The 25,784-nt window shown below is 69.6% G+C and carries 21 protein-coding genes and 2 riboswitches; of the genes, 13 read left to right on the top strand and 8 right to left on the bottom strand.

The window, feature by feature from the left end; translation table 11 throughout:
* The first annotated feature begins 4 nt into the window (after positions 1-4).
* Both F0357_RS14950 and F0357_RS14955 read left to right on the top strand, forming a co-directional pair.
* Positions 5-646 carry a GNAT family N-acetyltransferase gene (locus F0357_RS14950; protein ID WP_153483502.1) on the top strand — a complete coding sequence of 214 codons (642 nt, stop codon included), beginning with the start codon at positions 5-7 and terminating at the stop codon, positions 644-646.
* A gap of 89 nt (positions 647-735) precedes the next feature.
* Entirely contained in the window at positions 736-3,636 is a 2,901-nt protein-coding gene (locus F0357_RS14955) for an EAL domain-containing protein (RefSeq protein WP_246161476.1), read from the top strand.
* A gap of 260 nt (positions 3,637-3,896) precedes the next feature.
* Here F0357_RS14955 and F0357_RS14960 read toward each other — a convergent pair whose 3' ends face one another.
* From F0357_RS14960 to ispH, 4 genes are read right to left on the bottom strand one after another with little or no spacing between them, the layout of a single operon-like run.
* Entirely contained in the window at positions 3,897-4,868 is a 972-nt protein-coding gene (locus F0357_RS14960; RefSeq protein ID WP_153483514.1) for a diacylglycerol/lipid kinase family protein, read from the bottom strand.
* Positions 4,865-5,422, bottom strand: coding sequence for a ribonuclease HI (gene rnhA, locus F0357_RS14965; protein ID WP_153483517.1), 558 nt, complete (start codon positions 5,420-5,422; stop codon positions 4,865-4,867). Before rnhA ends, F0357_RS14960 begins: the two co-directional genes overlap by 4 nt.
* Positions 5,419-6,390, bottom strand: a complete 972-nt coding sequence (locus F0357_RS14970; RefSeq protein ID WP_153483521.1) for a homoserine kinase — start codon at positions 6,388-6,390, stop codon at positions 5,419-5,421. The genes rnhA and F0357_RS14970 overlap by 4 nt, the downstream gene beginning before the upstream one ends.
* A gap of 53 nt (positions 6,391-6,443) precedes the next feature.
* Positions 6,444-7,448: a 4-hydroxy-3-methylbut-2-enyl diphosphate reductase gene (ispH, locus tag F0357_RS14975; protein ID WP_153483531.1), complete on the bottom strand. Its 1,005-nt coding sequence runs from the start codon at positions 7,446-7,448 to the stop codon at positions 6,444-6,446.
* A gap of 298 nt (positions 7,449-7,746) precedes the next feature.
* Here ispH and F0357_RS14980 point away from each other — a divergent pair, with 298 nt between their 5' ends.
* The 7 genes from F0357_RS14980 (at position 7,747) to F0357_RS15010 (ending at position 15,611) form a co-directional block, all read left to right on the top strand.
* The gene (locus F0357_RS14980) at positions 7,747-8,454 is read left to right on the top strand and encodes a hypothetical protein (RefSeq protein WP_153483534.1); all 708 of its coding nucleotides are present in this window, start codon (positions 7,747-7,749) and stop codon (positions 8,452-8,454) included.
* A gap of 162 nt (positions 8,455-8,616) precedes the next feature.
* Positions 8,617-8,723: riboswitch (glycine riboswitch) on the top strand.
* Positions 8,724-8,862: riboswitch (glycine riboswitch) on the top strand. It abuts the riboswitch before it with no gap.
* 72 nt (positions 8,863-8,934) lie between these two features.
* Positions 8,935-10,071 carry a glycine cleavage system aminomethyltransferase GcvT gene (gene gcvT / locus F0357_RS14985; protein ID WP_153483542.1) on the top strand — a complete coding sequence of 379 codons (1,137 nt, stop codon included), beginning with the start codon at positions 8,935-8,937 and terminating at the stop codon, positions 10,069-10,071.
* Positions 10,072-10,353: 282 nt separating this feature from the next.
* Positions 10,354-10,725 (top strand): glycine cleavage system protein GcvH, encoded by a 372-nt coding sequence (gene gcvH / locus F0357_RS14990; protein ID WP_153483545.1) that lies wholly within the window; start codon positions 10,354-10,356, stop codon positions 10,723-10,725.
* A 27-nt stretch (positions 10,726-10,752) separates the two neighbouring features.
* Positions 10,753-11,268 carry an OsmC family protein gene (locus F0357_RS14995; RefSeq protein WP_153483548.1) on the top strand — a complete coding sequence of 172 codons (516 nt, stop codon included), beginning with the start codon at positions 10,753-10,755 and terminating at the stop codon, positions 11,266-11,268.
* Between the two features lie 61 nt (positions 11,269-11,329).
* Positions 11,330-12,685 carry an aminomethyl-transferring glycine dehydrogenase subunit GcvPA gene (gcvPA, locus tag F0357_RS15000; RefSeq protein WP_153483557.1) on the top strand — a complete coding sequence of 452 codons (1,356 nt, stop codon included), beginning with the start codon at positions 11,330-11,332 and terminating at the stop codon, positions 12,683-12,685.
* The gene (gcvPB, locus tag F0357_RS15005) at positions 12,685-14,250 is read left to right on the top strand and encodes an aminomethyl-transferring glycine dehydrogenase subunit GcvPB (protein WP_153483568.1); all 1,566 of its coding nucleotides are present in this window, start codon (positions 12,685-12,687) and stop codon (positions 14,248-14,250) included. The genes gcvPA and gcvPB overlap by 1 nt, the downstream gene beginning before the upstream one ends.
* 323 nt (positions 14,251-14,573) lie before the next feature.
* Positions 14,574-15,611 carry a site-specific DNA-methyltransferase gene (locus F0357_RS15010; RefSeq protein ID WP_246161686.1) on the top strand — a complete coding sequence of 346 codons (1,038 nt, stop codon included), beginning with the start codon at positions 14,574-14,576 and terminating at the stop codon, positions 15,609-15,611.
* A 286-nt stretch (positions 15,612-15,897) separates the two neighbouring features.
* Here F0357_RS15010 and F0357_RS15015 read toward each other — a convergent pair whose 3' ends face one another.
* The 4 genes from F0357_RS15015 to mutY form a co-directional block, all read right to left on the bottom strand.
* Positions 15,898-16,512: a sulfotransferase domain-containing protein gene (locus tag F0357_RS15015; RefSeq protein WP_208948354.1), complete on the bottom strand. Its 615-nt coding sequence runs from the start codon at positions 16,510-16,512 to the stop codon at positions 15,898-15,900.
* Positions 16,513-16,824: 312 nt separating this feature from the next.
* A complete protein-coding gene (locus F0357_RS15020) occupies positions 16,825-17,436 on the bottom strand; it encodes a LysE family translocator (protein ID WP_153483575.1) in 612 nt (203 codons plus the stop codon).
* Between the two features lie 207 nt (positions 17,437-17,643).
* Complete coding sequence (locus F0357_RS15025) at positions 17,644-18,471, bottom strand: AraC family transcriptional regulator (protein ID WP_153483578.1); 828 nt, start codon at positions 18,469-18,471, stop codon at positions 17,644-17,646.
* Between the two features lie 93 nt (positions 18,472-18,564).
* On the bottom strand, positions 18,565-19,683 hold the full coding sequence (gene mutY, locus F0357_RS15030; RefSeq protein ID WP_153483588.1) for an A/G-specific adenine glycosylase: 1,119 nt from the start codon (positions 19,681-19,683) through the stop codon (positions 18,565-18,567).
* 135 nt (positions 19,684-19,818) lie between these two features.
* On the opposite strand from mutY, the gene F0357_RS15035 reads away from it, so the two are divergent.
* The 4 genes from F0357_RS15035 (at position 19,819) to F0357_RS15050 (ending at position 25,723) form a co-directional block, all read left to right on the top strand.
* Positions 19,819-20,352 (top strand): DUF721 domain-containing protein, encoded by a 534-nt coding sequence (locus F0357_RS15035; RefSeq protein ID WP_208948355.1) that lies wholly within the window; start codon positions 19,819-19,821, stop codon positions 20,350-20,352.
* Between the two features lie 524 nt (positions 20,353-20,876).
* Positions 20,877-21,542, top strand: a complete 666-nt coding sequence (locus F0357_RS15040; protein WP_312861609.1) for a DsbA family protein — start codon at positions 20,877-20,879, stop codon at positions 21,540-21,542.
* Between the two features lie 126 nt (positions 21,543-21,668).
* The gene (locus F0357_RS15045) at positions 21,669-25,127 is read left to right on the top strand and encodes a chromosome segregation SMC family protein (protein ID WP_312861610.1); all 3,459 of its coding nucleotides are present in this window, start codon (positions 21,669-21,671) and stop codon (positions 25,125-25,127) included.
* 185 nt (positions 25,128-25,312) lie between these two features.
* Positions 25,313-25,723 carry an AtpZ/AtpI family protein gene (locus F0357_RS15050; RefSeq protein WP_153483596.1) on the top strand — a complete coding sequence of 137 codons (411 nt, stop codon included), beginning with the start codon at positions 25,313-25,315 and terminating at the stop codon, positions 25,721-25,723.
* Positions 25,724-25,784 lie beyond the last annotated feature (61 nt).

Here is a 25,784-nt window from a genome sequence, read left to right on the forward strand (position 1 = left end):
GGCGATGAAGGGGGCGGCGGTGTTCCTCCGCGCGATCCCCGGAACGGACCAGGGCCCGATTCTGCGCGGCGCCAACGTGTGGCTCCGCCCGCCCGCTTTGTCGGATTATCCGGCGTGGGCGGCGCTGCGGGCCGAAAGCCGCGCCTTTCTCGTGCCGTGGGAGCCGCTGTGGCCGTCCGACGACCTGTCGCGCGCCGCCTTCCGCCGCCGCCTGCGCCGTTATGCCAAGGATAGCCGCGAGGACACGGGCCATCCCTTCTTCGTGTTCCGTGAGGCGGACGGGGCGCTGGTTGGCGGCCTCTCGTTCGCCTATGTCCGGCGTGGCGTCACGCAAGCCGCCTCGCTCGGCTACTGGATCGGCGAACGCTATGCCCGCCGCGGCCTGATGAGCGACGCGGTACGCACCGCCCTCCAGCACGCCTTCGGCGGGTTGCGCCTCCACCGGGTGGAGGCGGCGTGCATTCCCCACAACGAGGCGTCGATCCGTCTCCTCGAAAAGGTCGGATTCCAGCGCGAGGGCTACGCCCGCCGTTATCTCTGCATCAACGGCGCCTGGCAGGACCACATCCTGTTCGCGGTGCTCGCAGACGACCGGCTTCCGGAGCCGCGGGCCGCCGAGGCCCGTGAACCCGCTCAGACCATCTGACGAACCAGACGTTCTTGCGAGACAGAGAAATTCTTGTGCACCTGTTTGCGGGCCGATACCTCTTTAAGCCTCTTCTTGGAGGCTTGCCTTTGCGTCTGGCCCATCTCACCGCGGTGAAACGGCTCCTGCTCGCGATCCTGACGCTCGTGACGGTGATGGCCGGCCACGAGGCGCGGGCGGTCGAGACGGTGACGATCCCGATCGACGCCGAGGCGATCAACCTCACCCGCAACATCATGTTCTACAACACCCCGACGGACCGGATCGCGGTGTCGACCGCGCCGGGGCCCGACGGGATCGTGCGGCGCATCGAGGTCCGCTCCTCGGACGGCAAGCCGGCGCGGTGGGGCGTCGTCGCCCTGTCGAACACGTCGGATCAGCAGATCGACCGCCTGATCGTCTCGCCCTATTACCGGCTCGTGAAGTCGCGGCTCGTCTGGCCGGATCTCGGCGAGAGCCACGTCCGTTCGATCACGCCGAGCCAGGGCTTCGCGCCGGAGCGCCAGCCGAGCGACGAGGCGGACGTGTTCCAGATCACCCTCGATCCGGGCACGGTCGTCACTCTCGTCTTCGAGATTTCCTCGCCGAAGCCGCCCCAGGTGACGCTCTGGGAGCCGAACGCCTACACCGCCAGCATCAACGCCTATTCGCTCTACAAGGGCATCGTGCTCGGCATTTCGGGCCTGCTCGCGATCGTGCTGACCATCGTGTTCGTGGTCAAAGGCACGTCGATGTTCCCGGCGACCGCTGCACTCGCCTGGGCGGTGCTGGCCTATGTCGCCGTCGATTTCTACTTCATCGACGACGTCCTCAACGTCAATCTGGCGAACGACCACCTCTATCGCGCGTGTAGCGAGGTCTTTCTCGCCTTCTCGTTGTTTTCGTTCCTCTACGCCTATCTCAATCTCGGACGCTGGCACATCCGCTACAGCCACGCGGCGATCGGCCTTCTCGTCCTGCTGCTCGGCCTGTTCGGCGTCGCCGTGCACGATCCGGAGATGGCGGCCGGTGTCGCCCGCATCGCGCTCGCGGTGATCGGGGCGATCGGCCTCGTCCTCATCGTCATCATGGCGATCCGCGGCTACGACCGCGCCATCATGCTGATCCCGACGTGGCTTCTGCTCGCGGCCTGGCTGGTCGGGGCGGGCTATGCGGTCTCCGGCGGCATCGTCAACGACATCGTGCAGCCGGCGCTCGCCGGCGGCCTCGTTCTCATCGTGCTCCTGATCGGCTTCACGGTGATGCAGCACGCCTTCGCGGGCGGCTCGGTGATGGGCGACGTCGCTGAAATGGAGCGCGCCGCCCTGGCGCTCACCGGCTCCGGCGATCCGGTGTGGGATTGGGACGTCGCACGCGACCGCATCTATACGAGCCGCGCGGCCGAGGAGAGTCTCGGGCTCGAGCCCGGTGCCCTCCAGGGATCGGCGATGGATTGGCTCTCGCTGATCCACCCGAACGACGCCGACCGCTTCCGCCTGGTGCTCGATTCGATCGTCGAGGAGCGCCGCGGCCGCATTTCCGAGACCTTCCGCCTGCGCGCCCATGATGGTCACTATGCCTGGGTGCACCTGCGGGCACGGCCGGTCGTCGGCGCCGACGGCGAGGTCATCCGCTGTATCGGCACCCTGCTCGACATCACCGACGAGCGCATCGCCCAGGAGCGCATGCTCCACGACGCCGTGCACGACAACCTGACCGGCCTGCCGAACCGCGAACTCGTGCTCGACCGGCTGGAGACCGCGATCATCCGCGCCCATGCGGAGACCACCCAGCGGCCCGTCGTGGTGGCGATCGGCGTCGATCGCTTCCAGACCGTCAACGACACCTACGGCCCGGCGATCGGCGATTCGGCGCTCCTCACCCTGGCGCGCCGCGTCCAGCGGCTCTTGAAGCCGATCGACACCCTGGCCCGCATCGGCGGCGACACCTTTGCGGTGATCGTGCTGTCGGCCCGGGAGGCGGCGGATATCTCGACCCTCACCGACGAAATCCGCCGTCAGGTCCGCACCCCGATCGCCTTCTCCGGCAACGAGATCAACCTTTCGGCCTCGATCGGCGTCGCCTTCGCCGATGGCGAGGTGCAGCCGGCGGCCGAACTCCTGCGCGATGCCGAACTCGCGATGGTCCACGCCAAGCGCCTCGGCGGCGATCGTGCGGCGAACTTCACGCCCGTGCTGCGCCGGCTCGCGAGCGAACTCTCGACCCTTGAAGGCGATCTCGGCCGCGCGCTGCACGCCGACGAGGTCAAAATCGAGTTCGCGCCGATCATCCGCCTCAAGGAGCGCAACCTCGCCGGGTTCGAGCTGATCCCGCGCTGGGAGCATCCGCGCCGGGGCAAGATCGATGCGGCGGCGACCCTCGAGATCGCCGAGCGCGCCGGCTTGGTGCGCGAACTCGGTCTGTTCATCATCGAGCGGGCGGTGCGACTCGTCGCCGAGTGGCAGGAGATGGCACCGGCCTCGGAAGAGCCGCTGTTCGCCTGGATCAACCTGCCGGGCCGCGGCCTCCTCAGCCAGAGCCTCGTCAACGACCTCAAGACCATCCTCGGCCGCGCCAACGTGCCGCCGGGTTCGCTCCGGATGGGCGTCTCCGAGGCGGCGGTGTCGGAGAATCCCGAACTCGCCCAACTCGTGCTCCAGCGCCTCCACGATGTCGGGGCAGGGCTCGCGCTCAACGATATCGGCGCCGATTGGTCGTCGGTGACGGTGCTGCACCGGGTGCCGTTCGACGCGCTGCGCATCCGCACCACGCGCCTCAAGACCGGCGGCGGGGGCTCGGCGGACGAACTCGCGCTGCTCAAGACCGCCGCGGCACTCGCCGAGAATGTCGGCGCGCACCTGCTCGTCAGCGGCGTCGAATCAGAAGGCGAGGCGGTGAAGCTGATGCAGATCGGCTGCGATTTCGCCCAGGGCCGCCTGTTCGGCCCGGTGCTCAACGCCGACGGCGCCCGCCGCTTCGTCGGCCGCGTGCTCGCCCTCGCGGGGGAATGAGGCCGCGACGTCTGTCGCCGTCGTGCGGCCGAGAGATCGGCCGCTCTTCCCTTCGCCCCGCTTGCGGGGAGAAGGTGGCGCGGAAGCGCCGGATGAGGGGGCGCTGCGGCGCCCTCATCATCAAGAAATATCCGGAAATATCTTGGGCTTAAGCCCCTCATCCGCCCCTTCGGGCACCTTCTCCCCGACGGGGAGAAGGGAGGGTGGCCGACTTGCGCCGGTGAGTGGATGGGGACCGCCTCGGTAGGCCCCCGTGCCCCTTACGGCACCACGATCCTGAGCGCGCGGCGGGCGGGAGTGATTTCCAAGGGCGTGCTGCCGAAGGTGTCGCCGTCGAGCTGGCAGGGCACCGGGCGGGCCGCGTCGAGCCGCACCATCTCGCGCACCTCGCGGACGACGACGTCGCCGGAGCGCTCGATGCGGCCGAACAGGAGCGTCGCGCCGAGCCGGATGATGGCGAATGGATCGTCGTGGCGCACCGCCATCAGATGCAGGGTCGGCTCGTGGACGTTGGCGGCCGGGCAGACCACGAACGGCCCGCCATAGCGGCTCGCATTGGTGACGACCGCGAGCCGGCAAGACAGCCGCTCGCCGTCGATCTCGACCTCGAGATCGGCGGTGCGCGGCTCCGACATGCGGCGGAACACGCCGGCGACGTAGGCAAGTTTGCCGAACCGCCGCTTCAGGTCGAAGGTCAGCGCGTGGACCACCGAGGCGTCGAAGCCGGAGGAGGCCATCAGCACGAACGGACGGCCGTTGGCGAGGCCGTAATGCAAGGGCTCGGCGCGTCCGGTCGCCACCACGTCGGCGAGCGCCTTCACCCGCTTCGGCAAGCCGAGCTCGTGGGCCAGAACATTCGCCGTGCCGAACGGGATGATGGCGAGCGCGGGCGGATTTTCGACCGCCTCGAAGCCGGCGATCGCCTCGTTGATCGAGCCGTCGCCGCCGGCGATCGCGAGGACGTCGGTGTCCGGCATGCCGGCCGCGCAGAGATCGGTGATCTCACCCGCCCGCCGCGTCAGGTGCAGCGAGACGGCGGCGCCGTGGCTGGCGATCGCCTCGACGAGGCGCCCGAGCGTGCGGGCACGGAAGCCGCCGGCGACGGGGTTGGCGAGGATCGTGATGCGGCGGGCGTTCAGGTGGCCTGCGTCCGCATCGGCGCCCCCGGTGCGCCCGGCGGTGCCGAGCGCTTCCGAGGACGGCATGCGTTCGAAGGCGGCCGAGCGGCTCATCCGACCTCGCTCGACACCGGTGCGCCCTTGCGGGCGGGCAGATAGGGGGCCATGCCGGCCCGGGCGAGCGCATCGACGCGCTCGTTGTCCACGTTGCCGGCGTGGCCCTTCACCCAATGCCAGGTGACCTGATGGGCCTTGCAGGCTTCGTCGAGGCGCTGCCACAGCTCGACATTCTTCACCGGCTTCTTGTCCGCGGTCTTCCAGCCGTTGCGCCGCCAGCCGGCGAGCCACGTCATGATGCCGTTGCGGACATATTGGCTGTCGGTGAAGAGATCGACGACCATCGGCCGCTTCAAGGCCTCGAGCGCGGTGATCGCCGCCGTCAGCTCCATGCGGTTGTTGGTGGTCAGCACCTCGCCGCCGGAGAGCTCGCGTTCGCGTCCCTGCCAGCGCAGAAGGGCCCCCCAGCCGCCGGGGCCGGGATTGCCGCTGCAGGCTCCATCCGTGTAGGCGACGACGCGCGTCGGATCGTCCAATCCCTGATCCTCTTCCTGGTCGTGGCCGCGCGCAGTGCCGGCGCGGCGGATGCCCGGTCGCCCCGACGGCGTCATGCCGTCTCGGTCAGACCATAATCGGACGCCTCGGCGACCGAACGGTGGAAGCGCAGCTTCCGGAAATATTCGAGCGGATCCTTCGGCACCACGAGCGCGCCGGGTGGGACGCGGAGCCAATCGTGTAGCCGGGTTAGCAGAAAGCGCATTGCCGCGCCGCGCGCAAGGAGTGGCAGTGCCGCCGTCTCCGCCGCTTCGAACGGCCGCACTCTCTGATAGGCCGCGAGCATTGCCCGGGCCTTGGTCACGTTGAAGGAAAAATCCGGCTCGAAGCACCACGCGTTGAGGCAGATCGCCACGTCGTAGGCGAAGAAGTCGTTGCAGGCGAAGTAGAAGTCGATGAGGCCGGAGAGCCGCTCGCCGAGGAAGAAGACGTTGTCGGGAAACAGGTCGGCGTGGATCACGCCGCCCGGCAGGTCGGCCGGCCACTCGGCTTCGATCGCCGCGATCTCGGCGGCGATCTCCGGTCCGAGGCCGGGCTGCACCTCGTCGGCGCGGTCGGCCGATTGGGCGAACAGAGGCGCCCAGGCCCGGTGGCCGAGGGCGTTCGGCCGCTTCAGCGCGAAATCGGCGCCGGCGACATGCAGGCGCGCGAGCGCCTCGCCGACCTCGGCGCAATGGCGCACCGTGGGCCGCCGCGGCCATACGCCGTCGAGGAAGGTGACGATCGAGGCGGGTCGTCCGGCGACTTCGGCGAGCGCGCGCCCGTCGCGGGTGCACACCGGCTGCGGGCAGGTGACGCCGCGTGCCGCGAGGTGTTCGAGGAGGCCGAGGAAGAACGGCAGATCGCGGGCGTCGACCCGCTTCTCATAGAGGGTCAGGATGAAGCGCCCGCCGGTCGTCTGGAGCAGGAAGTTCGAGTTCTCGACACCCTCGGCGATGCCCTTGAACGTGGTCGGCGTGCCGATGTCGTAGAGAGCCAGGAGGCGCGCCAGATCGTCGTCGGTCACCTCGGTATAGACGGCCATGAAAGGGCGCTCGCGGCAGCGCCGCGCGGGCAAGCGCGCGGCTCGGGGAAGATCTATTCGGCGGCGTTGTCGCGCAAAGCGCGCGGAACGGGGAAGGAGATCGTCTCCTCCGCGGTGCGGACCTCGTCGACCTTGACCTCGTAACGGGTGGCGAAGGCGTCGATGATCTCTTCGACCAGCACCTCCGGCGCCGACGCGCCCGCCGCGATGCCGAGCCGCGCGACGCCGGTGAAGTCGGCCCACACGATGTCGGCGGCGCGCTGGATCAGCACGGCGCGGGGGCAGCCCGCCCGCTCGGCCACTTCGCGCAGGCGCTGGGAGTTCGACGAGTTCGGCGCGCCGACGACGATCATCGCATCAACCCGCGGCGCCACCGCCTTCACCGCTTCCTGGCGGTTCGTCGTGGCGTAGCAGATGTCGTCCTTGTGGGGCGCGACGATGGTCGGGAAGCGCTCCTGGAGCACGCCGACGATCTCGCGGGTGTCGTCCACGGAGAGCGTCGTCTGTGTGATCCAGGCCAGGTTTTCGGCATCGCGCGGCGCAAAGGCACGGGCGTCGTCCACCGTTTCGACCAGCGAGACGGTGCCCGGGGGCAACTGGCCCATGGTGCCGACGACTTCCGGATGGCCCTTGTGGCCGATCAGCACGATCTCGCGGCCACGCCGATGGTGCAACTCGGCTTCCTTGTGGACCTTGGAGACGAGCGGGCAGGTGGCGTCGAGATAGAACATGTTGCGATGGCGCGCCGCCTCCGGCACCGCCTTCGGCACGCCGTGCGCGGAGAACACCACCGGCTGCTCGGTCGGCGGGATCTCGTCGAGCTCTTCGACGAAGACGGCGCCCTTCGCCTTCAGCCCCTCGACGACATATTTGTTGTGCACGATCTCGTGACGCACGTAGACCGGCGCGCCGAACCGCTCGAGCGCGAGTTCGACGATCTGGATCGCCCGATCCACGCCGGCGCAGAAGCCACGCGGGGCGCAGAGTTCGATGTCGAGGCGCGGCCGCGGCGCCGTCGGCACGGCTCCGGAGGCGGCTGAAGGATCGGCGGCACTCATTCCACGCGTTCCTGTGATGCGGTCCCGCGCCGGGCGCTCGCGATGGCGTTCCGCGGGCGCCGGCAACGCTCCGCTGCGACACGGCCGCCCTTTCCGTATAGAAAAGCCGGCGGTTTCGGGTGCGCGGACGTCGCGGGGCTGGCGCGCCGCTTCTGCGCGCAATAGAGGAATGAGGGGTGGCGAAGTCAAGGCAGCCGGGGCCGGATCGTGGGCGCCGCTGCCGAAAGATGGCCGTCGTGCCATCGCTTCGCCGGATTCGGAGGCCGGTGTTTCCGGACAGAACGGGAGGTCGTCGTCGATGGACTGCAATCGGATGGGCGGCGGTGCGGCGGGTCGGCCGCTGCGCAAAGGGACCATGGCCGGGCGCAAGGTGGCCGTAGCCGGGATCATGGTCGGCGCGCTGGCGCTCGGCGGTTGCAGCGGCTGGGGCTTCGGCCCGAACGGCGGCGAGGCGGGCGATTCGCCGGCGGAAAGCGGGCTCGGCAAATTCTTCCGCGGCACCTTCGCGGCGCCGAAGCAGCTCGACACCTCGAACATGCAGCCGATCACCCAGTGCCCGCCGGTCTCGGTGCGCTTCGGCCAGCAGACCTATCTGGTCGGGGCCAAGGGCGCGATCAACAACCCGCAGGACGTCCGCTATCAGGTCTCGCTCACCGACACCGCCCGCGAATGCACGGCGGCCGGCGACAACGTGCAGATCAAGGTGGGCGGTGCGGGCCGCGTGCTGTCCGGCCCGAAGGGCGGCGGCGGCACCGTCACCTTCCCGGTCAAATACCAGGTCGCCGATTCGGCGGGCAAGATGCTCTATTCCAAGACCTTCAAGGTCAGCGCCACGGTCGATCCGACGATCGGCGCGGTGGCGTGGGCCTATGTCGACGACGGCATCGTGGTGCCGGCGCGCACCGATCTCCAGATCTTCGTCGGCTTCGACGTGCCGGCCCAGAAGATCCCGGCCGCCCAGATGACGCCGCCGAGCCAGGACGATTCGCCGGACGGCGGCTTCTGAGCAAAGCGGTGCACGACCCTTTTTGGAACGGCGCGATGTCGTTGACAGACAAGGGGCGTGTCGCCATGGTGCAAACCGCCGGGCGCCGCCGCGACCCGGCGCCGGATTGCGGGCTTTTTCGGATCGCTTGATCCGACCGGAGCCGTCCGAAGATCCGGTGACACGTCCCGTGCGGGAGAGACCGCCGCCCCTCTGAAATGGAGCGGGCGACGGCGCCGAAGGAGCAACCGCCCCGGAAACTCTCAGGCACAAAGGACCGCTCTCGGGACGTGCGGCGCTCTGGAAAGCAGCTTCCCCGTCGGGACGACGGGACAAGCTCACCGAAGGAGTAAACCGGCCGCTCCGCGCCATCTTCGCGCGAGAGACGCTCCGGCAAATCTCTCAGGTTCCTGCGACAGAGGGGGCGCGATCGGAGACGCCGTGGCTGGCATGCCGCGTGCTTCGACGGTTGCGGGCCTCCACCCGAGCGCAGGACCGGACATGTCATCCGCTTCCGATATTCTCGACGGCGTCCTGACCACGCCGCTTAACGGCGAGCACGTCGCGCGCGCCGCCCGCATGGTGCCCTTCGCCGGCTACGATATGCCGGTGCAATATGAGGGCATCCTCGCGGAACACCTGTGGACCCGCGCCAACGCCGGTCTGTTCGACGTCTCCCACATGGGCCAGGCCTTCCTGATCGGCCCCGACCACGCGACGACGGCCGCCGCGCTCGAAGCGCTCATCCCGGCCGACATCCGCAATCTCGCGCCCGGCCGGCAGCGTTATTCCCAACTCCTCGCCGACGACGGCGGCATCCTCGACGACCTGATGGTGACGCGGCCCGTCGATCCGGCCGACGACGGCAAGCTTTTTCTCGTCGTCAACGCCGCCTGCAAGGTCGCCGATTTCGCCCATATCCGCGCCAAGCTGCCCGCCGTCATCACCCTCGTCGAGGCGCCGGAGCGCGCGCTCGTCGCGCTTCAGGGGCCGAAGGCCGCGGCCGTGATGGCCCGCCTGTCGCCCGAATCCGACGCGCTCGCCTTCATGGCGGCGCGCTGGACCGCGGTCGCCGGCGTCGCCGCCCACGTCAGCCGCTCCGGCTATACCGGCGAGGATGGTTTCGAGATCTCCGTCGCCGACACCGACGCCGTCGCCCTGTGGCGTGCGCTCCTCGCCGAGCCCGAAGTGAAGCCGATCGGCCTCGGAGCCCGCGATTCGCTCCGCCTCGAGGCGGGGCTCTGCCTCTACGGCCACGACATCGACACCACGACGAGCCCGGTCGAGGCGGCGCTCGTGTGGTCGATCCAGAAGCGGCGGCGGGAGGAGGGGGGCTTCCCCGGTGCGGCCCGCATCCAGCGCGAGCTCGCCGAGGGCCCGGCGCGGGTGCGCGTCGGCCTCAAGCCGGAAGGCCGTGCCCCGGCCCGCGAGGGCACCGAGATCGTCGCGGACGGCCGTGTCGTCGGCCGCGTCACCTCGGGCGGCTTCGGCCCCTCGGTCGGTGGCCCGATCGCCATGGGCTATGTCGAGGCGGCGTTCGCCAAGCCCGGCACGGCGCTCGATCTCGTGGTGCGCGGCAAGCCGCTGCCGGCCCAGGTCGTCACCATGCCGTTCGTGCCGAACGGCTACAAGCGCTGACGCTCGGCCGGGAAATCTCCCCCCTCTGAACCCTCCCCGGCCAGGGGACGCGCCGCAGGCGCAGCGGGGTGGGGTGAAGCCCCGGCGAGACCGTCGACGTCCCGATGAATGCCCGGCGCCCGACGGTGCCGGAAAAACCCCACCCCGGCGCTCCGCGCCGACCCTCCCCCTGGCAGGGGAGGGTGGGTGGTTCCCTTGATGGAGGCGAGAGCCGCCGCTGCGACGGCCCCGCCTCCCACCGATCATCCACCCGCCGCGCGGCGGCCTTGAGGGAAGACGAAGATGAGCGTCCGCTACACGCAAGACCACGAATGGGTGCGGCTCGACGGCGACGTCGCGACCGTCGGCATCACCAAGTACGCCCAGGAGCAACTCGGCGACGTGGTGTTCGTCGAGCTGCCGGAGATCGGCCGCACCGTGACCAAGGGCGTCGAACTCGCCGTCGTCGAATCCGTGAAGGCGGCGAGCGACGTGTTCGCCCCGCTCGCGGGCGAGGTCGTCGAGGTCAATTCCGCGCTTCCCGATGCGCCCCAGGGCGTCAACGAGGATCCAGAAGGCGCCGCCTGGTTCGTCAAGCTCCGCGTCGCCGATCAGGGCGAGTTCGACGGCTTGATGGATGCCGTCAGCTACAAGGCGTTCGTCGACAGCCTCTGAGGCGAACGACGCGGCGAGGAGCGCGCGATGGCCCACACCTATGGTGCGAATGTCTCCTGGCGGCGCGGTGAGGACGAGGTCTTCACCGACAACAATTATTCGCGCGCCCACCTCTGGCGGTTCGACGGCGGCGTCGAGGTCCCGGCCTCGTCGTCCCCGCTGAACGTCCGCCTGCCGCTCTCGCGGGAGGACGCGGTCGATCCGGAGGAGGCGCTGGTGGCGGCGGTGTCGAGCTGCCACATGCTCTTCTTCCTCGCCTTCGCCGCCCGCGACGGCTACCGCGTCGACCTTTACGAGGACCCGGCGGAGGCCGTGGTCGGCCGCCGGGCCGACGGCCGCGAGGCGATCACCGAGGTGCGCCTGCGCCCCCGCATCACCTTTTCCGGCCCCATGCGCCCGACCGTGGAGGCGATCGCCCGTCTCCACCACGCGGCGCACGAGGCTTGCTACATCGCCAATTCGATCACCGCCGACGTGGTGGTGGAGCCGGTGCCGCCGCTCTTCGCACCCGCGCCGCCAAATGCCGGCGAGGACCGGGCTTAAGCGCCCGCCCCGCCGACTTCCTGACCCATCGGACCCCTTCAAGGACCCGGATCTGCCGCCGATGCGCTATCATCCCCTCACCAGCGACGATCGCCGCGATATGCTCGCCGCGATCGGCGTCACCGCGATCGACGACCTCTTCGTCGACGTGCCCGAAGACAAGCGGCTCACCGGCCTCCTCGATCTGCCGCGTGGCAAATCCGAGATCGAGGTCGAGCGGCTGATGGGCCGGCTCGCGGGCCGCAACGTCGCCGCCGGCTCGGTGCCCTTCTTCATCGGCGCCGGCGCCTATCGCCACCACGTTCCGGCGACCGTCGATCACCTGATCCAGCGCTCGGAATTCCTGACCTCCTACACGCCCTATCAGCCCGAGATTGCCCAGGGTACGCTCCAGGTCCTGTTCGAGTTCCAGACCCAGGTGGCGCGCCTCACCGGCATGGAGGTCGCCAACGCCTCCATGTACGACGGCTCGACCGGCACGGCCGAAGCCGTCCTGATGGCCCACCGCATCACCCGCCGCCGCAAGGCGGTGCTGTCGGGCGGGCTGCATCCCCATTATCGCGAGGTGGTGGAGACGCTGAGCCGCATCGCCGGCGACGTTACCCACGCGCTGCCGGCCGATCCGACCGCGACCGAGGACATCCTCGCCGCGATCGACGGCGAGACGTCCTGCGTCGTCGTGCAGAGCCCGTCCTTCTACGGCCACCTGATCGACCTGAAGCCGATCGCCGAGAAGGCCCATGCGGTGGGCGCGCTCCTCATCGCGGTGTTCACCGAAGTCGTCGCCCTCGGCGCGATCGAGCCGCCGGGCGCCCAGGGCGCGGACATCGTCGTCGGCGAAGGCCAGTCGATCGGCAATCCGCTGAATTTCGGTGGGCCCTATGTCGGCCTGTTCGCGACCCGCGAGAAGTTCGTCCGCCAGATGCCGGGCCGGCTCTGCGGCGAGACGGTGGATGCCGAAGGCACCCGCGGCTTCGTGCTGACGCTCTCGACCCGCGAGCAGCACATCCGCCGCGAGAAGGCGACCTCCAACATCTGCACCAATTCGGGGCTGTGTGCGCTCGCCTTCTCGATCCACATGACGCTGCTCGGCGAGCGCGGGCTGACGCGGCTCGCGGCGTTGAACCATGCGGCGGCCTCCGACCTCGCCGACCGCCTCGCCGCGGTGCAGGGCGTCGCGGTCCTCAACGAGACGTTCTTCAACGAGTTCACGATCCGCGTGCCCGGTGATGCCGCGACGGTCGTCGAGCGGCTCGCCGACAAGGGCGTGCTCGGCGGCGTGCCGGTTTCGCGGCTCGAGCCGAGCCGTGCCGACCTGTCCGATCTCATCGTGGTGGCCGCGACCGAAGTCGCGACCGAAGACGACCGTGCGGCGTTCGCCGACGCGCTCGCCGCCGTTGTTGCCGAGGTGCTGTGATGTTGAACAATCAGGGCCGTCCGAGCCGTCCGGATACCGCCGCCGCGTCCGAGGCCGCGACCTTCACCGGCAACAAGGCGCTGCAGATCGAGGAGGGGCTCCTCTTCGAGATCGGCCAGCGCGAGGTGACGGGCATCGATCTGCCCGAGGCGCCGGTCGCCAAGTCGCGCCTGGGCAACCATGGCCGCAAGACCGAGATCGGCCTGCCGGGCCTCTCCGAGCCGGAGACGATGCGCCATTATGTGCGCCTGTCGCGGCAGAACCACGCCATCGATCTCGGGCTCTATCCGCTCGGCTCGTGCACCATGAAGCACAATCCGCGCCTCAACGAGCGGATGGCGCGGCTGCCCGGCTTCGCCGACATCCACCCGCTGCAACCGGCCTCGACGGTGAAGGGCGCGGTCGACCTCATGGCCGACCTGTCCCATTGGCTTCTCGAGATGACCGGCATGGAGACTGTGGCGCTGTCGCCGAAGGCGGGCGCGCACGGCGAGCTCTGCGGCATGGTGGCGATCCGCGCCGCGATCGAGGCGCGCGGCGAGACCCGCGGCTCGGTGCTGGTGCCGGAATCGGCCCACGGCACCAATCCGGCGACCGCCGCGCTGCTCGGCTACAAGGTGATCCCGGTGCCGGCACGCGCCGACGGCACGGTCGACCCGGCGGCGGTCAAGGAGCGGCTCTCCTCCGACGTCGCCGCGATCATGCTGACGAACCCGAACACCTGCGGCCTGTTCGAGCGCGACGTCGTCGAGATCGCCGAGGCGGTCCACGCGGCGGGTGCGTTCTTCTATGGCGACGGGGCGAACTTCAACGCCATTGTCGGCAAGGTGCGGCCGGGCGATCTCGGCGTCGACGCCATGCACATCAACCTGCACAAGACCTTCTCGACGCCGCACGGCGGCGGCGGGCCGGGCGCGGGGCCGGTGGTGCTGTCGAAGGCGCTCGCCCCGTTCGCGCCGCTGCCCTTCCTGCGCCGCGGCGAGGGCGGCCCGGTGCTCGTCGAGACCGCCGAGGCGACGCAGGACGGCGAGCGTCCATTCGGCCGCCTCACCGCCTTCCACGGCCAGATGGGCATGTATACCCGCGCGCTCGCCTACATGCTCTCCCACGGCGCCGACGGCCTGAAGCAGGCTTCGGAGGATGCGGTGCTCAACGCCAATTATGTGCGCGCCCGCCTCTCCGACCTGTTCCACGCGCCCTATGGCGACCGCCCGTGCATGCACGAGGCGCTGTTCGACGACCATTCGTTCGAGGGCACCGAGATCACCACGCTCGATTTCGCCAAGGCGCTGATCGACGAGGGTTATCACCCGATGACGATGTATTTCCCGCTGGTCGTCCACGGGGCGATGCTGATCGAGCCGACCGAGTCGGAGAGCCGCGCCAGCCTCGACCTGTTCATCGCCGCGATGCGCGATCTGATGATGCGGGCGAAGGCGGGCGAGGTGGAGCACTTCCGCGCCGCGCCGCGGTTCGCCCCGCGCCGCCGGCTCGACGAGACCCGCGCCGCCCGCCAGCCGAAGCTCGCCTGGAGCGAGCCGGCCCCGGCCGCCGCCGCCGAATAGAAGGCTGAACGTCGCCGTCGCGGCTGGGAGCCATCCCGGTTGCGACGGCAAAGCCTGAGGACGTAAACAAAGTCCTTATGGTAAATCTTTGATAAAAATCGCTTTTTCGGATTCGGCTTAACCACGCCTTTACCAGCCTCGACGCACCTTTCGGTCTGCGAATTGCGTGAGGGTGATGCGTCGCAATGAGCCAGATCCTAAGCGGGGCGCCTGTCCCGGCGTCCCGCACTTCCCCGCTCTCTCCGCGTTCGTCCCGTCGCGGCCTCGCGTCGGTACAGGCGCTTCCGCTCGATGAGATTCTCATCGGCGATTGCGTGGCTCACATGATGAGCCTGCCCGAGCAATCGGTCGACGTGATCTTCGCGGACCCGCCATACAACCTTCAGCTCGAAGGCGCGTTGCTGCGTCCCGATCAATCGCGCGTCGATGCGGTCGACGACGAATGGGACCAGTTCGCGAGCTTCGAGGCCTATGACGCGTTCACGCGGGCCTGGCTGCTCGCGGCTCGGCGCCTGTTGAAGCCGAACGGCACCATCTGGGTGATCGGCTCCTATCACAACATCTTCCGCGTCGGCACGAGCCTCCAGGACCTCGGCTTCTGGATGCTGAACGACGTGGTGTGGGTGAAGTCGAATCCGATGCCGAACTTCCGCGGCCGGCGCTTCGCCAATGCCCATGAGACGCTGATCTGGGCCTCCAAGGACCGCGACGCGAAGGGCTACACCTTCAATTATCATGCGCTGAAGGCGTTCAACGACGACCTCCAGATGCGCTCTGACTGGACGCTGCCGATCTGCTCCGGCGGCGAGCGCTTGAAGGGCGAGGACGGGCTCAAGGTGCACCCGACCCAAAAGCCCGAGGCGCTGCTCTACCGGGTGCTGCTCGCCTCCTCGAACCCCGGCGATGTGGTGCTCGACCCGTTCTTCGGCACCGGCACGACGGGCGTCGTGGCGAAGCGGCTCGACCGCCGCTTCATCGGCATCGAGCGCGACGAGACCTATGCGGCGGCGGCGCATGCCCGCATCGCCGCCGTCGAGCCGGCGCCGCGACTCTCTCTCGGCGTGGTGATGGGCAAGCGCGCCGCGCCGCGCATTCCGTTCGGCTCGCTGATCGAGGCCGGCCTGATCGCGCCGGGCTCGGAGCTCATGTGCAGCCGCGGCCGCCATCGGGCGCTCGTGCGCGCCGACGGCACGCTGCAATCGGGCGAGCATATCGGCTCGATCCACCGCGTCGGCGCTTTGGTGCAGGGCTTCGACGCCTGCAACGGCTGGACCTTCTGGCACCTCGACCGCGGCCGCGGTCCCGAGCCGATCGACGCCCTGCGCGACATCATGCGCACCCCGATGCAGGCGGCGGAATAAAGCGCGTGAGCTGCCCGCGGTTCGGGCGGCTTACCGGCCGTAGATTCCCCGGAGCCTCCGCGAGATCGACATGAAGAGCTTCGCCGCCCACCGCGGGCGCGATCTCCAAGGTCTCGTCGGAAACTGGGTTCATCCTCATCGGAATGGGCCCGAAGGTCCGAGCCATTGGCTTCATTCCCCGTCCACAGGCTCATCTTGAAATTCGCTTGTGGTGGGGTGGCGGATCGGAGCGCGTGTGGGGTCTGCCTCACCGCAAGTCTGTTGTCTTCCGCCCGTTTTCAGATGTTCATGAGATAGGCTGCGACAATACGTGCGGATAGAACCGCTCGAAAATTTCTCTATAGTGCGCCTTCATGTATTCGACGATCTCCCGGGGCAGAACTTCTTTCCACTGGTCACGTTTTCCTGATCGGTAGTGTGACTTCTCGTCTATCTCTCCAACACGTCTACCCACCATGAATTCGAATGTATGGTGTTCTGTTGGCGGCAGAACGCTACCCGGAAATTTATCCTGAAGAATCTGACCGATGTATCGGTTGGGGTCCAAGACCACATCTTCTGTTCGCAACGTTTTGATCCGTGCGTCCTCGAACGTCCAATGGCGTAGAGCGTGTAACGGTCCTACCGCTCCGGGATGGAAATCGTCTCTCTCTAGAAATGATAGAGTGAGGAAAAGGCCTTCGGCTTGATCGCAAGTCGCGAGAATTTCACGCTGGCGCCGTAATTCTGGCCATCCATCTAATGGATGGGTCTTCTTATGTGAATGATAAGCAGAAACAATTATATCAAGCGGATTTCTTATAAAATGAAATCCGTCCGTTATCTTTCTAGAGATAAAATTGTAAGAGGCGTTCTGCCAGCAAAGTACATCGGCAGACTCATCGAGATTCGTGTTGCTCAAATGGGTTCTTGACAGAAAAAGATTATTCGAATTGCAAAATTCTTGCGCATACCGGATCAGCCAAGTGCTAGCACATTTGTGATGGGTCAATATATTAAGTATTGAGTTCATATTAATCTGCCAAACTCTGATGGATATTTTCCATATTTAATAATATGAGTGGGAGTCTCGGTGCTATGACGATGGATCAGTGTCCAGTCCTGATGATCGCAGCGTGCTCAATCAGGAGAGAACCTTCGAACGCACCAGATGCGTAGCACCTACGGTGTCCTCGACGACTTTTTCAGTCAAGGGGGCGGCGGCGGAATCATCTCACCGCGTCAGGGCGAGCTTGGCGCCGAGGGCGACGAAGGCGGCGGCGAAAGTGCCCCTCAGGACCGCGAGCGTGCGGGGGCGCGACAGGATGTGGTCGCGAGCCGCGGCGGCGAACAGGCCGTAGAGCGCGAAGACGGCGAAGGTCATCGCCATGAAGGCAAGGCCGAGGACGAGCATCTGCGCCACCGCGCCAGGTCCCGCCGGCGCCACGAATTGCGGCAGGAACGCCAGGAAGAACAGCGAGAGCTTCGGGTTGAGCAGGTTCGCCAGGATCGCGGCGACGATCACCCGTCCGGCCGAGCGCGCCGGTCCAGCCTCCGGTGCGATCCGCAGCGTGCCGGTATCGCGCAGCGTCTGCCACGCCATCACCAGAAGATAGAGAACCCCGAGCCAGCGCACGATCTCGAAGGCGACCCCGCTCGCGTGCAGGAGAGCCGCGAGGCCGGAGATCGCCGCGACGAGGTGGGGCACGATGCCGAGCGTGCAGCCGAACGCGGCGACGAGGCTCCCACGCGCCCCTCGCGAGAGGCCGGCGGCGACGGTGATGACGACCCCCGTTCCCGGGGAGACGATGACGATCAGGGAGGTCAGGAGGAAGTCGAACGACATATGAGCGGGTCCGCACCGGAAACAGAGAACGGACCGCAGCAGAGCCGCGTCGGCGCGCGTCCGTCTTGAACCGGATTGCGGGAGAGCCCCGGCGGATCGCTGGGGCCGGTGGCTCGGCGGGCGCGCTCGCCGCACGCGACGGCGGGCCGCGTTGCGCCGGGTGTGTTCCGCCGCAGCAAGGCCGGACCCGGCTCGGCTGGACGCGACCTATCGGCCTTCGGCGTGGCGCGCGTTCGCGGCGGCGAGGGTGCCCGGCGAATAGCCGAACGCGCGGGCGAAGGCTCGCGTCATGTGGCTCTGGTCGGCGAAGCCGCTGCCGAGCGCGGCGGCGGCGAGCGGCCGGCCCGCGCGCACGAGGCGGCGGGCGAGATGCAGGCGGCGCTGCATCAGGTAGGCGTGCGGCGTGAAGCCGGTCGCCCGCGTAAACGCCCGCAGAACCTGGAAGCGGCTGAGGCCGGTGAGGCGGGCGAGCTCCGCGAGGCTGATCGGCGCCGCCGGATCGTCGTCGATGCGCTGCCGGGCGATGCGGATCGCGGCCTCCGCTCCGCTCGAAGAGGCGGCCTGCCGCGCCACGAACAGATCGGCGATCAAGGCGAGGAAGGTTTCGTCGCCGTGCAGGCGCGCGGCATCACCGTCGCGCGCCGTCATCGCCTCATAGAGCGACAGGAACCGTGTGCGGATCGCGGCGTGCCGGATCGCGGGCGCGGTGAATTCCGCGCCGACCGGCTGGTCGGCGGCGATGTCGTCGAGCGCTCGGGCGGCGATGGCCGGATCGAAATAGAGCATGCGCCAGGCCCGCGCGCCGCCGATCGGTGCGCCGTCGTGGACCTCGCCCGGATTGACGGTGATGACGTCGCCGGCCCCGGCCTCGACCGGCCCACGTCCGCTGGCCGAGCGCTGGGCGCCCGCCGCGATCAGGCCGATGCCGTATTCGTCATGGGTGTGCCGGCCGAAAGCGCGCGCCGAGTGCGCCGCGACCGCCATCATGCCCGGCAGCAGGCATCCGATCGCCTCGAACTCGCGCTCCGCCGGCATGGAGAATCTCCGGCACCGGTCACTCGCCGGTCCTCGGCCCAAGCCTAATCCCGTTCCGAGCGGTCGGCCAAGCGATCCCGCGTCGGCATTCGATCAGAGGCCGAGCCCGGCCTCGACCACCTTGCGGAACACCGAGGGCAGGGCCTCGCCGAGGATGTCGCGGCGGCTCGACCACCAGGCGCCGTCGGGGGGCGGGGTGCCGGCGGGGAGGTCGGCTCGGAAGACGTCGAGCACCAGATGAAAATGGGTGAAGGTGTGCTCGACGGGCGCCGGCAGCCGGCGCCAGGGGGCATGGAACGGCGCCCCGGCGAGCGCCTCTTCGCGGTCGTAGGCGGGCGACCACGCGCCGGTCGGCACCTCGGTCATGCCGCCGAGGAGGCCCTTCGGTGGCCGCCGCCGCACCAGCACCGCGCCGTCGGCCCGCACCGCCACGAAGGCGGCACCGCGGCGCACCGGCCGCTCGGCTTTCGCGGCCTTGACCGGAAAAGTCTCCTCGTCGCCGCGCGCATGGGCGGCACAGGCGGCGTTCCACGGGCAGAGCGCGCAGGCCGGCCGCTTCGGGGTGCAGATGGTGGCGCCGAGATCCATCATCGCCTCGGCGAATTCGCCGGGCCTGTCCGCCGGCACGAGCCGTTCCACGACCGCGCGGATCGCGGGCTTCGCCTCCGGCAGCGGTGTCTCGATGGCGGCGATCCGGGTGATGACGCGCTCGACATTGCCGTCGACGACCGCGGCCGGGCGGCCGAAGGCGATCGCAGCGATGGCGGCGGACGTATAGGCGCCGATGCCGGGGAGTTCCCGCAGCCCCGCCTCGTCGTCGGGGAAACGCCCGCCAAGGCTGCCGGCGACGACTTCGGCGCAGCGTTTGAGGTTGCGGGCACGGGCATAATAGCCGAGGCCCGCCCACGCCTTCATCACGTCCTCTTCCGGCGCGGCGGCGAGATCGCCGACGCTCGGCCACCGCCCGGTGAAAAACGCGAAATAGCTTTTCACCGCCGCGACGGTGGTCTGCTGGAGCATCACCTCGGAGAGCCAGACCCGGTAGGGATCGGGCCGTGCGCCCGCCTTGCGCTCCGCCGGCCCGACGCGCCACGGCAGCACACGGGCGTGACGGTCGTACCAGGCGAGCAGATCCGCGGCCCGCGGCGCGTCGAGGCGCGGGGCGGCGGGGGAGACGGCGGGCGATGAGGGGGAGCGGATGCGGCGCGGCATTCTCGTCAGTCTAGAGCGGTTCGAGCCGGAAGGGGAGGGCTCGAAAGGGCGTGGCGTCGCCGTCCCGTCGAAGACCCGCCTCTCGCCGCCGGGGCGGGGCTGTGGCATGAAGGTGCGAATGAGGAGCCTTTGCCCGTGAGCGAACGTCCCGTCCGGCGCCGCGACGCCCGTCCGCTCGCCGACCTGATCGGCCCGGCGATCGAGGACGCCTGCCGCAAGCGCGGCTTCGCAACGACTGAAATCGTCACCGCCTGGGCCGATATCGTGGACCCCGCCCTCGCCGAGCGGGCGCGCCCGGAATGCATCCGCTGGCCGCGCCGCCGCCCGGGCGCGGACGGGCTGGAGCCCGGCACCCTGATCGTGCGCACCGACGGGCCGGGCGCGCTGATGATCACCTATCAGGCCGCCGCGATTGTCGAGCGGCTCAACGCCTTCTTCGGCTGGAAGGCGGTCGGCCGCGTCAAGGTCGAGCAGCGCCCGCCGCCGCCGGACACGCGTCCGCGCCCACGGGTGTCGCGCCCGCTCTCGGCGGCGGAGGAGGCGCGCGTCGCGGGTCTCGTCCGTGCCGATGGGGATCCCCGCCTCGCCGAAGCCGTCAAGCGGCTCGGCCGCCAGGTTCTCGCGAGCGAGCCCGGGCCGGACGCGCCGCGGCGCCCGGACGCCCTTTAGGCGGCGGGAGCCCGCTGAAGGCGCCCGCCACCGGCGAAGGACGGGCGATCTCTCAGGGCGGGCACGACCTCTCCGAACACATAGCCTCTCTGTATCCCCTCCCTGTCCGTCGTCATCCGCGGGCCTGTCCCGCGGACCCAGGGCCGGAGGACACCGGCCGTGCCGCCCCTGGGTCCCCGCCACAAGGGCGAGGATGACGACGGAGAGGAGGGCGAGGACGGCGGCGGAGAGCACGGTGCGAGGACAATGGCGGAGGGCTCGGGGCTTGGGTGATCGCTGAGAGCGCGATGACGGGATGGGCCCTCGCGCGGCGCCGCCACGGTTGAATCAGGCCCTGGCGCGGTGCCGTACCAACCGATCCGCTGTGCGCTCGCGGTGGCTGCGCGGCGCCGTCTCCCGCCGTGCGCGCCGAGAGGCGGCTTTGCATCTCCCGAGTTTCGCCTTATTCCTCCCGTTCGGTCGCCCGGCCCGGTGCCGTCCGATCGGGGCCCGGGGCCGATCCCCCCTCAACGAGGAGACCGCACGTGACGCCGACCCGCCGTTCCCTGTCCGCCGTTTTCGGGGCCGTCGCGCTCGCCGCCTCGCTCGCCTTCGCCGCGCCCGCCGCCCTTGCGCAGGATGGGCCGACGAGCGTCGACGTCGCCGAGTTGATGAAGCCGACCGCGCTCGGCGACCGTGTGCTCGGCAAGGCCGATGCCCCGGTCACCATCGTCGAATATGCGTCGATGACCTGCCCGCATTGCGCGGCGTTTCATGCCGAAACTTGGCCGGCGCTGAAGACCCAATATATCGATACCGGCAAGGCGCGCTTCATCTTCCGCGAGTTTCCGCTCGATCCGCTCGCCGCCGCTGCCTCGATGCTCGCCCGCTGCGCCCCGGAAGACAAATATTACGACATGATCGACCTTTTCTTCGATCATCAGCGCGAATGGGCCTACACGGATAAGCCGCTGGACGCCCTGCAGAACATGGCGAAGCAGGCCGGCTTTACACAGATGAGCTTCGAGGCCTGCTTGACGAATCAGAAGCTGCTCGACGGAATCAACGCCGAGAAGGATCAGGCGCTGTCGAAGTTCGGCGTGAACTCGACCCCGACCTTCTTCGTGAACGGGCAGAAGCTCGTCGGAGAGCAGACGATTGAAAGCATGGGCAAGGCGATCACCGACGCCGCGGCGAAGGCGTCGAAGTGAGTCGTCGCCGGGCGCTCGTCCCGGCCGCTTCCATGCGCGAGGGCGGCGCGGCCGGCTGACCGGCCCCGCAGCCTCTCCTGATCGGGTGCTGATCGATCCGGCGCGGGCCTCCACGGAGGCCCGGCCGTGAAATTCACCAAGCTCCGCATCGTCGGCTTCAAGACCTTCGTCGAGCCGACCGAAATCCTGATCGAGCCCGGCCTCACCGGCGTGGTGGGGCCGAACGGCTGCGGAAAGTCGAACCTCGTCGAGGCGCTGCGCTGGGTGATGGGCGAAAGCTCGTCGAAGAGCATGCGCGCCAACGACATGGACGACGTGATCTTCTCCGGCTCGACGCGCCGGCCGGCCCGCAACCGCGCCGAGGTTTGCGTCACCCTCGACAATGCCGAAAAGCTCGCCCCCGCGGGCTTCAACGACGCCGAGGTTCTGGAGGTGAGCCGCCGCATCGAGCGGCAGCAGGGCTCGTCCTACCGAATCAACGGCCGCGACGTCCGCGCCCGCGACGTGCAGCTCCTGTTCGCCGACGCCTCGACCGGCGCCCGCTCGCCGGCGATGGTTGGGCAGGGGCGCATCGGCGAATTGATCGCGGCCAAGCCCGCGGCGCGTCGACGGCTTCTCGAAGAGGCGGCCGGCGTCTCCGGTCTCCATTCGCGTCGCCACGAGGCGGAGTTGCGCCTCAAGGCGGCGGAGCAGAATCTCGAGCGCGTCGAAGACCTCGTCAACGAGATCGGGGTGCAGCTCGAGAACCTCAAGCGTCAGGCCCGCCAGGCGGCCCGATACCGCGCGCTCTCCGGCGAGATCCGCAAGGCGGAGGCGACGCTTCTTCATCTGCGCTGGATCGCCGCGCGCACCCAAGGGAGCGAGGCCGAGGCGGCCCTGGCCGAGGCGACGACGCTCGCCGAGGCCCGTGCCGCCGCCCAGGCGAACGCGGCGAAGGATCAGGCGGTCGCCGCGGCAGCGGTGCCGGGGCTGCGCGATGCCGAGGCCGCCGCCGGCGCCGCGCTCGAACGGCTTCGGGTCGCCGCCGAACAGCTCGCCGACGAGGAACGCCGGTCGAAGCAGCGCCTCGCCGAGCTCGAACGCCGCCTCGTCGAGATCGCCGACGACCTCGCCCGCGAGCAGCGCCTGACCGCGACCGCGGCCGCCGAATCGGAGGCGCTCGATGCCGAGGCGGCGGAGCTCTCCGCCGAGACGGAGATGGCGGCCGAGCGCGCCGCCGAACTGGAGATGGAAGCCGAGGCCGCCGATTCGGTCCTCGCCGCGGCGGAAGCCGCCTTCACCCGCGCGACCGAACAGGCGGCGCAGGCCGCCGCGCGCCGTGGCGCGGCCGAGCGGGCCGTCCAGGCGGCCGGGGATACGCTCTCGCGGCTCGAACGGGAAGTCGCCGATCTCGCCCGCGAGCGCGGGGCGCTGGAGCGCAAGCTGGCCGCCGAGGACGGGCGCGAGGAGGCTCGCTTCGCGCTCGAGGCCGCGGAAGAGGCGCTCGCCATCGCCGAAACGCTGGCCGCCGAGGCCGAAGCGACGCTGCAGGCCGCCCGCGCCGCCGAGGCGGACGCCCGACCGCCGGCGCGCGCGGCGGACGAGGCGGTGTCCCGGCTCGAGACCGAGGCGAAGACGCTCGCCAAGATTCTTGCCGCCGGCACGGGTGGGCGATTCGCGCCCGTGGTCGATGCGATCGCCGTGACTGCCGGTTTCGAGGCGGCGCTCGCCGCCGCTCTCGGCGACGATCTCGATGCCTCGGAAGAGGCCGCGGCGCCGATGCGCTGGACGGGGGCGCCGATCGCGGCCGACGATCCGGCCTTGCCGGCAGGCGTCGCTCCGCTCGCCGCCCAGGTGACGGCGCCTGCCGCGCTCGCCCGACGCTTGGCGCAGATCGGCCTCGTCGAGCGGGCCGACGGCGCCCGTCTCTCAAGCCTGCTGAAGCCCGGCCAGCGGCTCGTGTCCCGCGAGGGCGATCTGTGGCGCTGGGACGGCTTCGTGTCCTCCGCCGAGGCACCGAGCGCCGCGGCCCAGCGCCTCGCCCAGCGCAACCGCCTCGCCGAACTCGAACGGGACCTCTCCGGCGCCGTCGAGACTCGGACCCGATGCCGGGCGGTGCTCGCCGCCGCCGAAGCGTCCGTCGCCGCGTCGGTCGCCGACGAGCGGGCGAAGCGCGAGGCGATCCGCGAACGCCAGCGCGCCGTCGCCGCGGCCCGCGACGGCCTCGGCCGCGCCGAGCGCGCCGTGGAGGAGACGACACGGCGGCTCTCCGCCCTCGTGGACGTCATCGGGCGCCGGGGCGAGGATCTCGCTGCGGCGGCCGCGGCCCGCGAGGAAGCGCTGATGGCGCTGGAGGAGGCCGCCGGCCTCGATGATTCGGCGACCGAGATCACAGCCCTGCGCCTCGCGGTTGCCGAGGCGCGGGCGCGGGCGACCGAGGTCCGGGCCCTCGTCGGCGCCAGTGCCCGGGAAAACGAGATGCGGGTTCGTCGTCTCGCCGCGGTCGCCCGCGAGCGCGAGGCGGTGCGGGCCCGCGCCGAGGATGCGACCCGCCGGGCCGAGAATCACGCCGAGCGGCGCGCCGAGATCGAGGCCGAGCGCGATCGGCTCGCGGCCGCGCCCGACGATTTCCACGAGCGCCAGCGCGCGCTCGCCCACGCCATCGCCAAGGCCGAGGGCGATCTTGCGGCCGCCTCCGATGCCCGCCTCAAGGGCGAGGCGGTCCTGACCGAAGCGGACGGTGCCGCCCGCGCGGCGCTCGCCGCCTTCTCCGAAGCCCGCGAGGCGAAGGCCCGCGCCGAGGAGCGGCTGACGGCCGTGCGCGGGCGGCGCGCCGAACTCGAAGACCAGATCGCCGACGCGCTCGATTGCCCGCCCCACGAGGCGGCCGCAATCGCCGGGCTCGATCCGGATGCGCCGTTGCCGGCGACGAACAGCGTCGAGGCCCGGCTCGACCGGCTGAAGGGCGAGCGGGAACGGCTGGGCGGGGTGAACCTGCGTGCCGAGGCGGAGGCCGAGGAGGTCGAGGCTCGGCTCGACGGGCTCGTTTCCGACCGCGACGACCTCATCGAGGCGATCAAGCGGCTGCGGCAGGGCATTTCGACCTTGAACGGCGAGGCGCGCGAACGCCTGCTTGCCGCGTTCGAGGCGGTCGACACGCGCTTCCGCGAGCTCTTCACGCACCTGTTCCAGGGCGGCGAGGCCGAACTCGCGCTCGTCGAGGCCGAGGACCCGCTGGAAGCCGGACTCGAAATCGTCGCGCGGCCGCCGGGCAAGAAGCCGCAGACCCTGACGCTGCTCTCCGGCGGCGAACAGGCGCTGACCACGCTTGCCCTGATCTTCGCCGTCTTCCTGACCAATCCCGCGCCGATCTGCGTCTTGGACGAGGTCGACGCGCCGCTCGACGACGCCAACGTCGAGCGCTTCTGCGATCTCGTGGAGGAAATGACCCGGCGCACGGACACGCGCTTCTTGGTCATCACCCACAACCCGATCACCATGGCGCGCATGCACCGCCTGTTCGGGGTGACTATGGTGGAACGGGGCGTTTCGCAGGTCGTTTCCGTCGATCTGGAGACGGCGGAGCGGTTCCGCGAAGCGAGCTGAATGCGGCGCGACCGGGGCAGGGCGGGCCGGTCGGATTGTCGCAGTGTCGTAAGGCGCGTAAGAAGCGTTTTATATCAATAACTTAAACGATAGGGAGGCCGCCTTGACTTTGGAGAAGGCCCACGACTATTGTGCGGCCGGCTTCGGGACCGGCCCCGGACCGTCTCATCGGATGTGTGATCCCCATGTCGAGCGGTGATCCCAACGGTGAAAACGGCCCGCTGGACCCCGGCAATCCCGACGCGGGCGCACGGCGCCCACGAACCGGGACCCAGGGGGACGCCGATCTCGATGCACGCCGCGAGCGATTGAACGAGGCCTTGCAAGGCCGTCGTCCGGTCGTGGGGGCGGAGCCGGCGAACGGATCGAACAGCACGCGCGGATGGGGCCAGGCCCTGCGCATGAGTTCAGAGTTCATCGCCGGCATCCTGATCGGGGGCGCGATCGGCTGGGGCTTCGACTGGCTGTTCGGAACGCTTCCCTTCGGGTTGATCGTGTTCCTGCTTCTGGGCTTCGCCGCCGGTGTGGTGAACGTGCTCAGGTCTGCGGGGCAGATGCGCGATCCCTGGGGCGACGGCCCGGCCGGCCGCCACTGAGGCGCAACGAGATCGCGGGCGCGAGCCCGATGCCCGGACATCCGGGCCCTTGAATTAGACC

The sequence above is a fragment of the Segnochrobactrum spirostomi genome (assembly GCF_009600605.1).
Lineage (GTDB): Bacteria > Pseudomonadota > Alphaproteobacteria > Rhizobiales > Segnochrobactraceae > Segnochrobactrum > Segnochrobactrum spirostomi.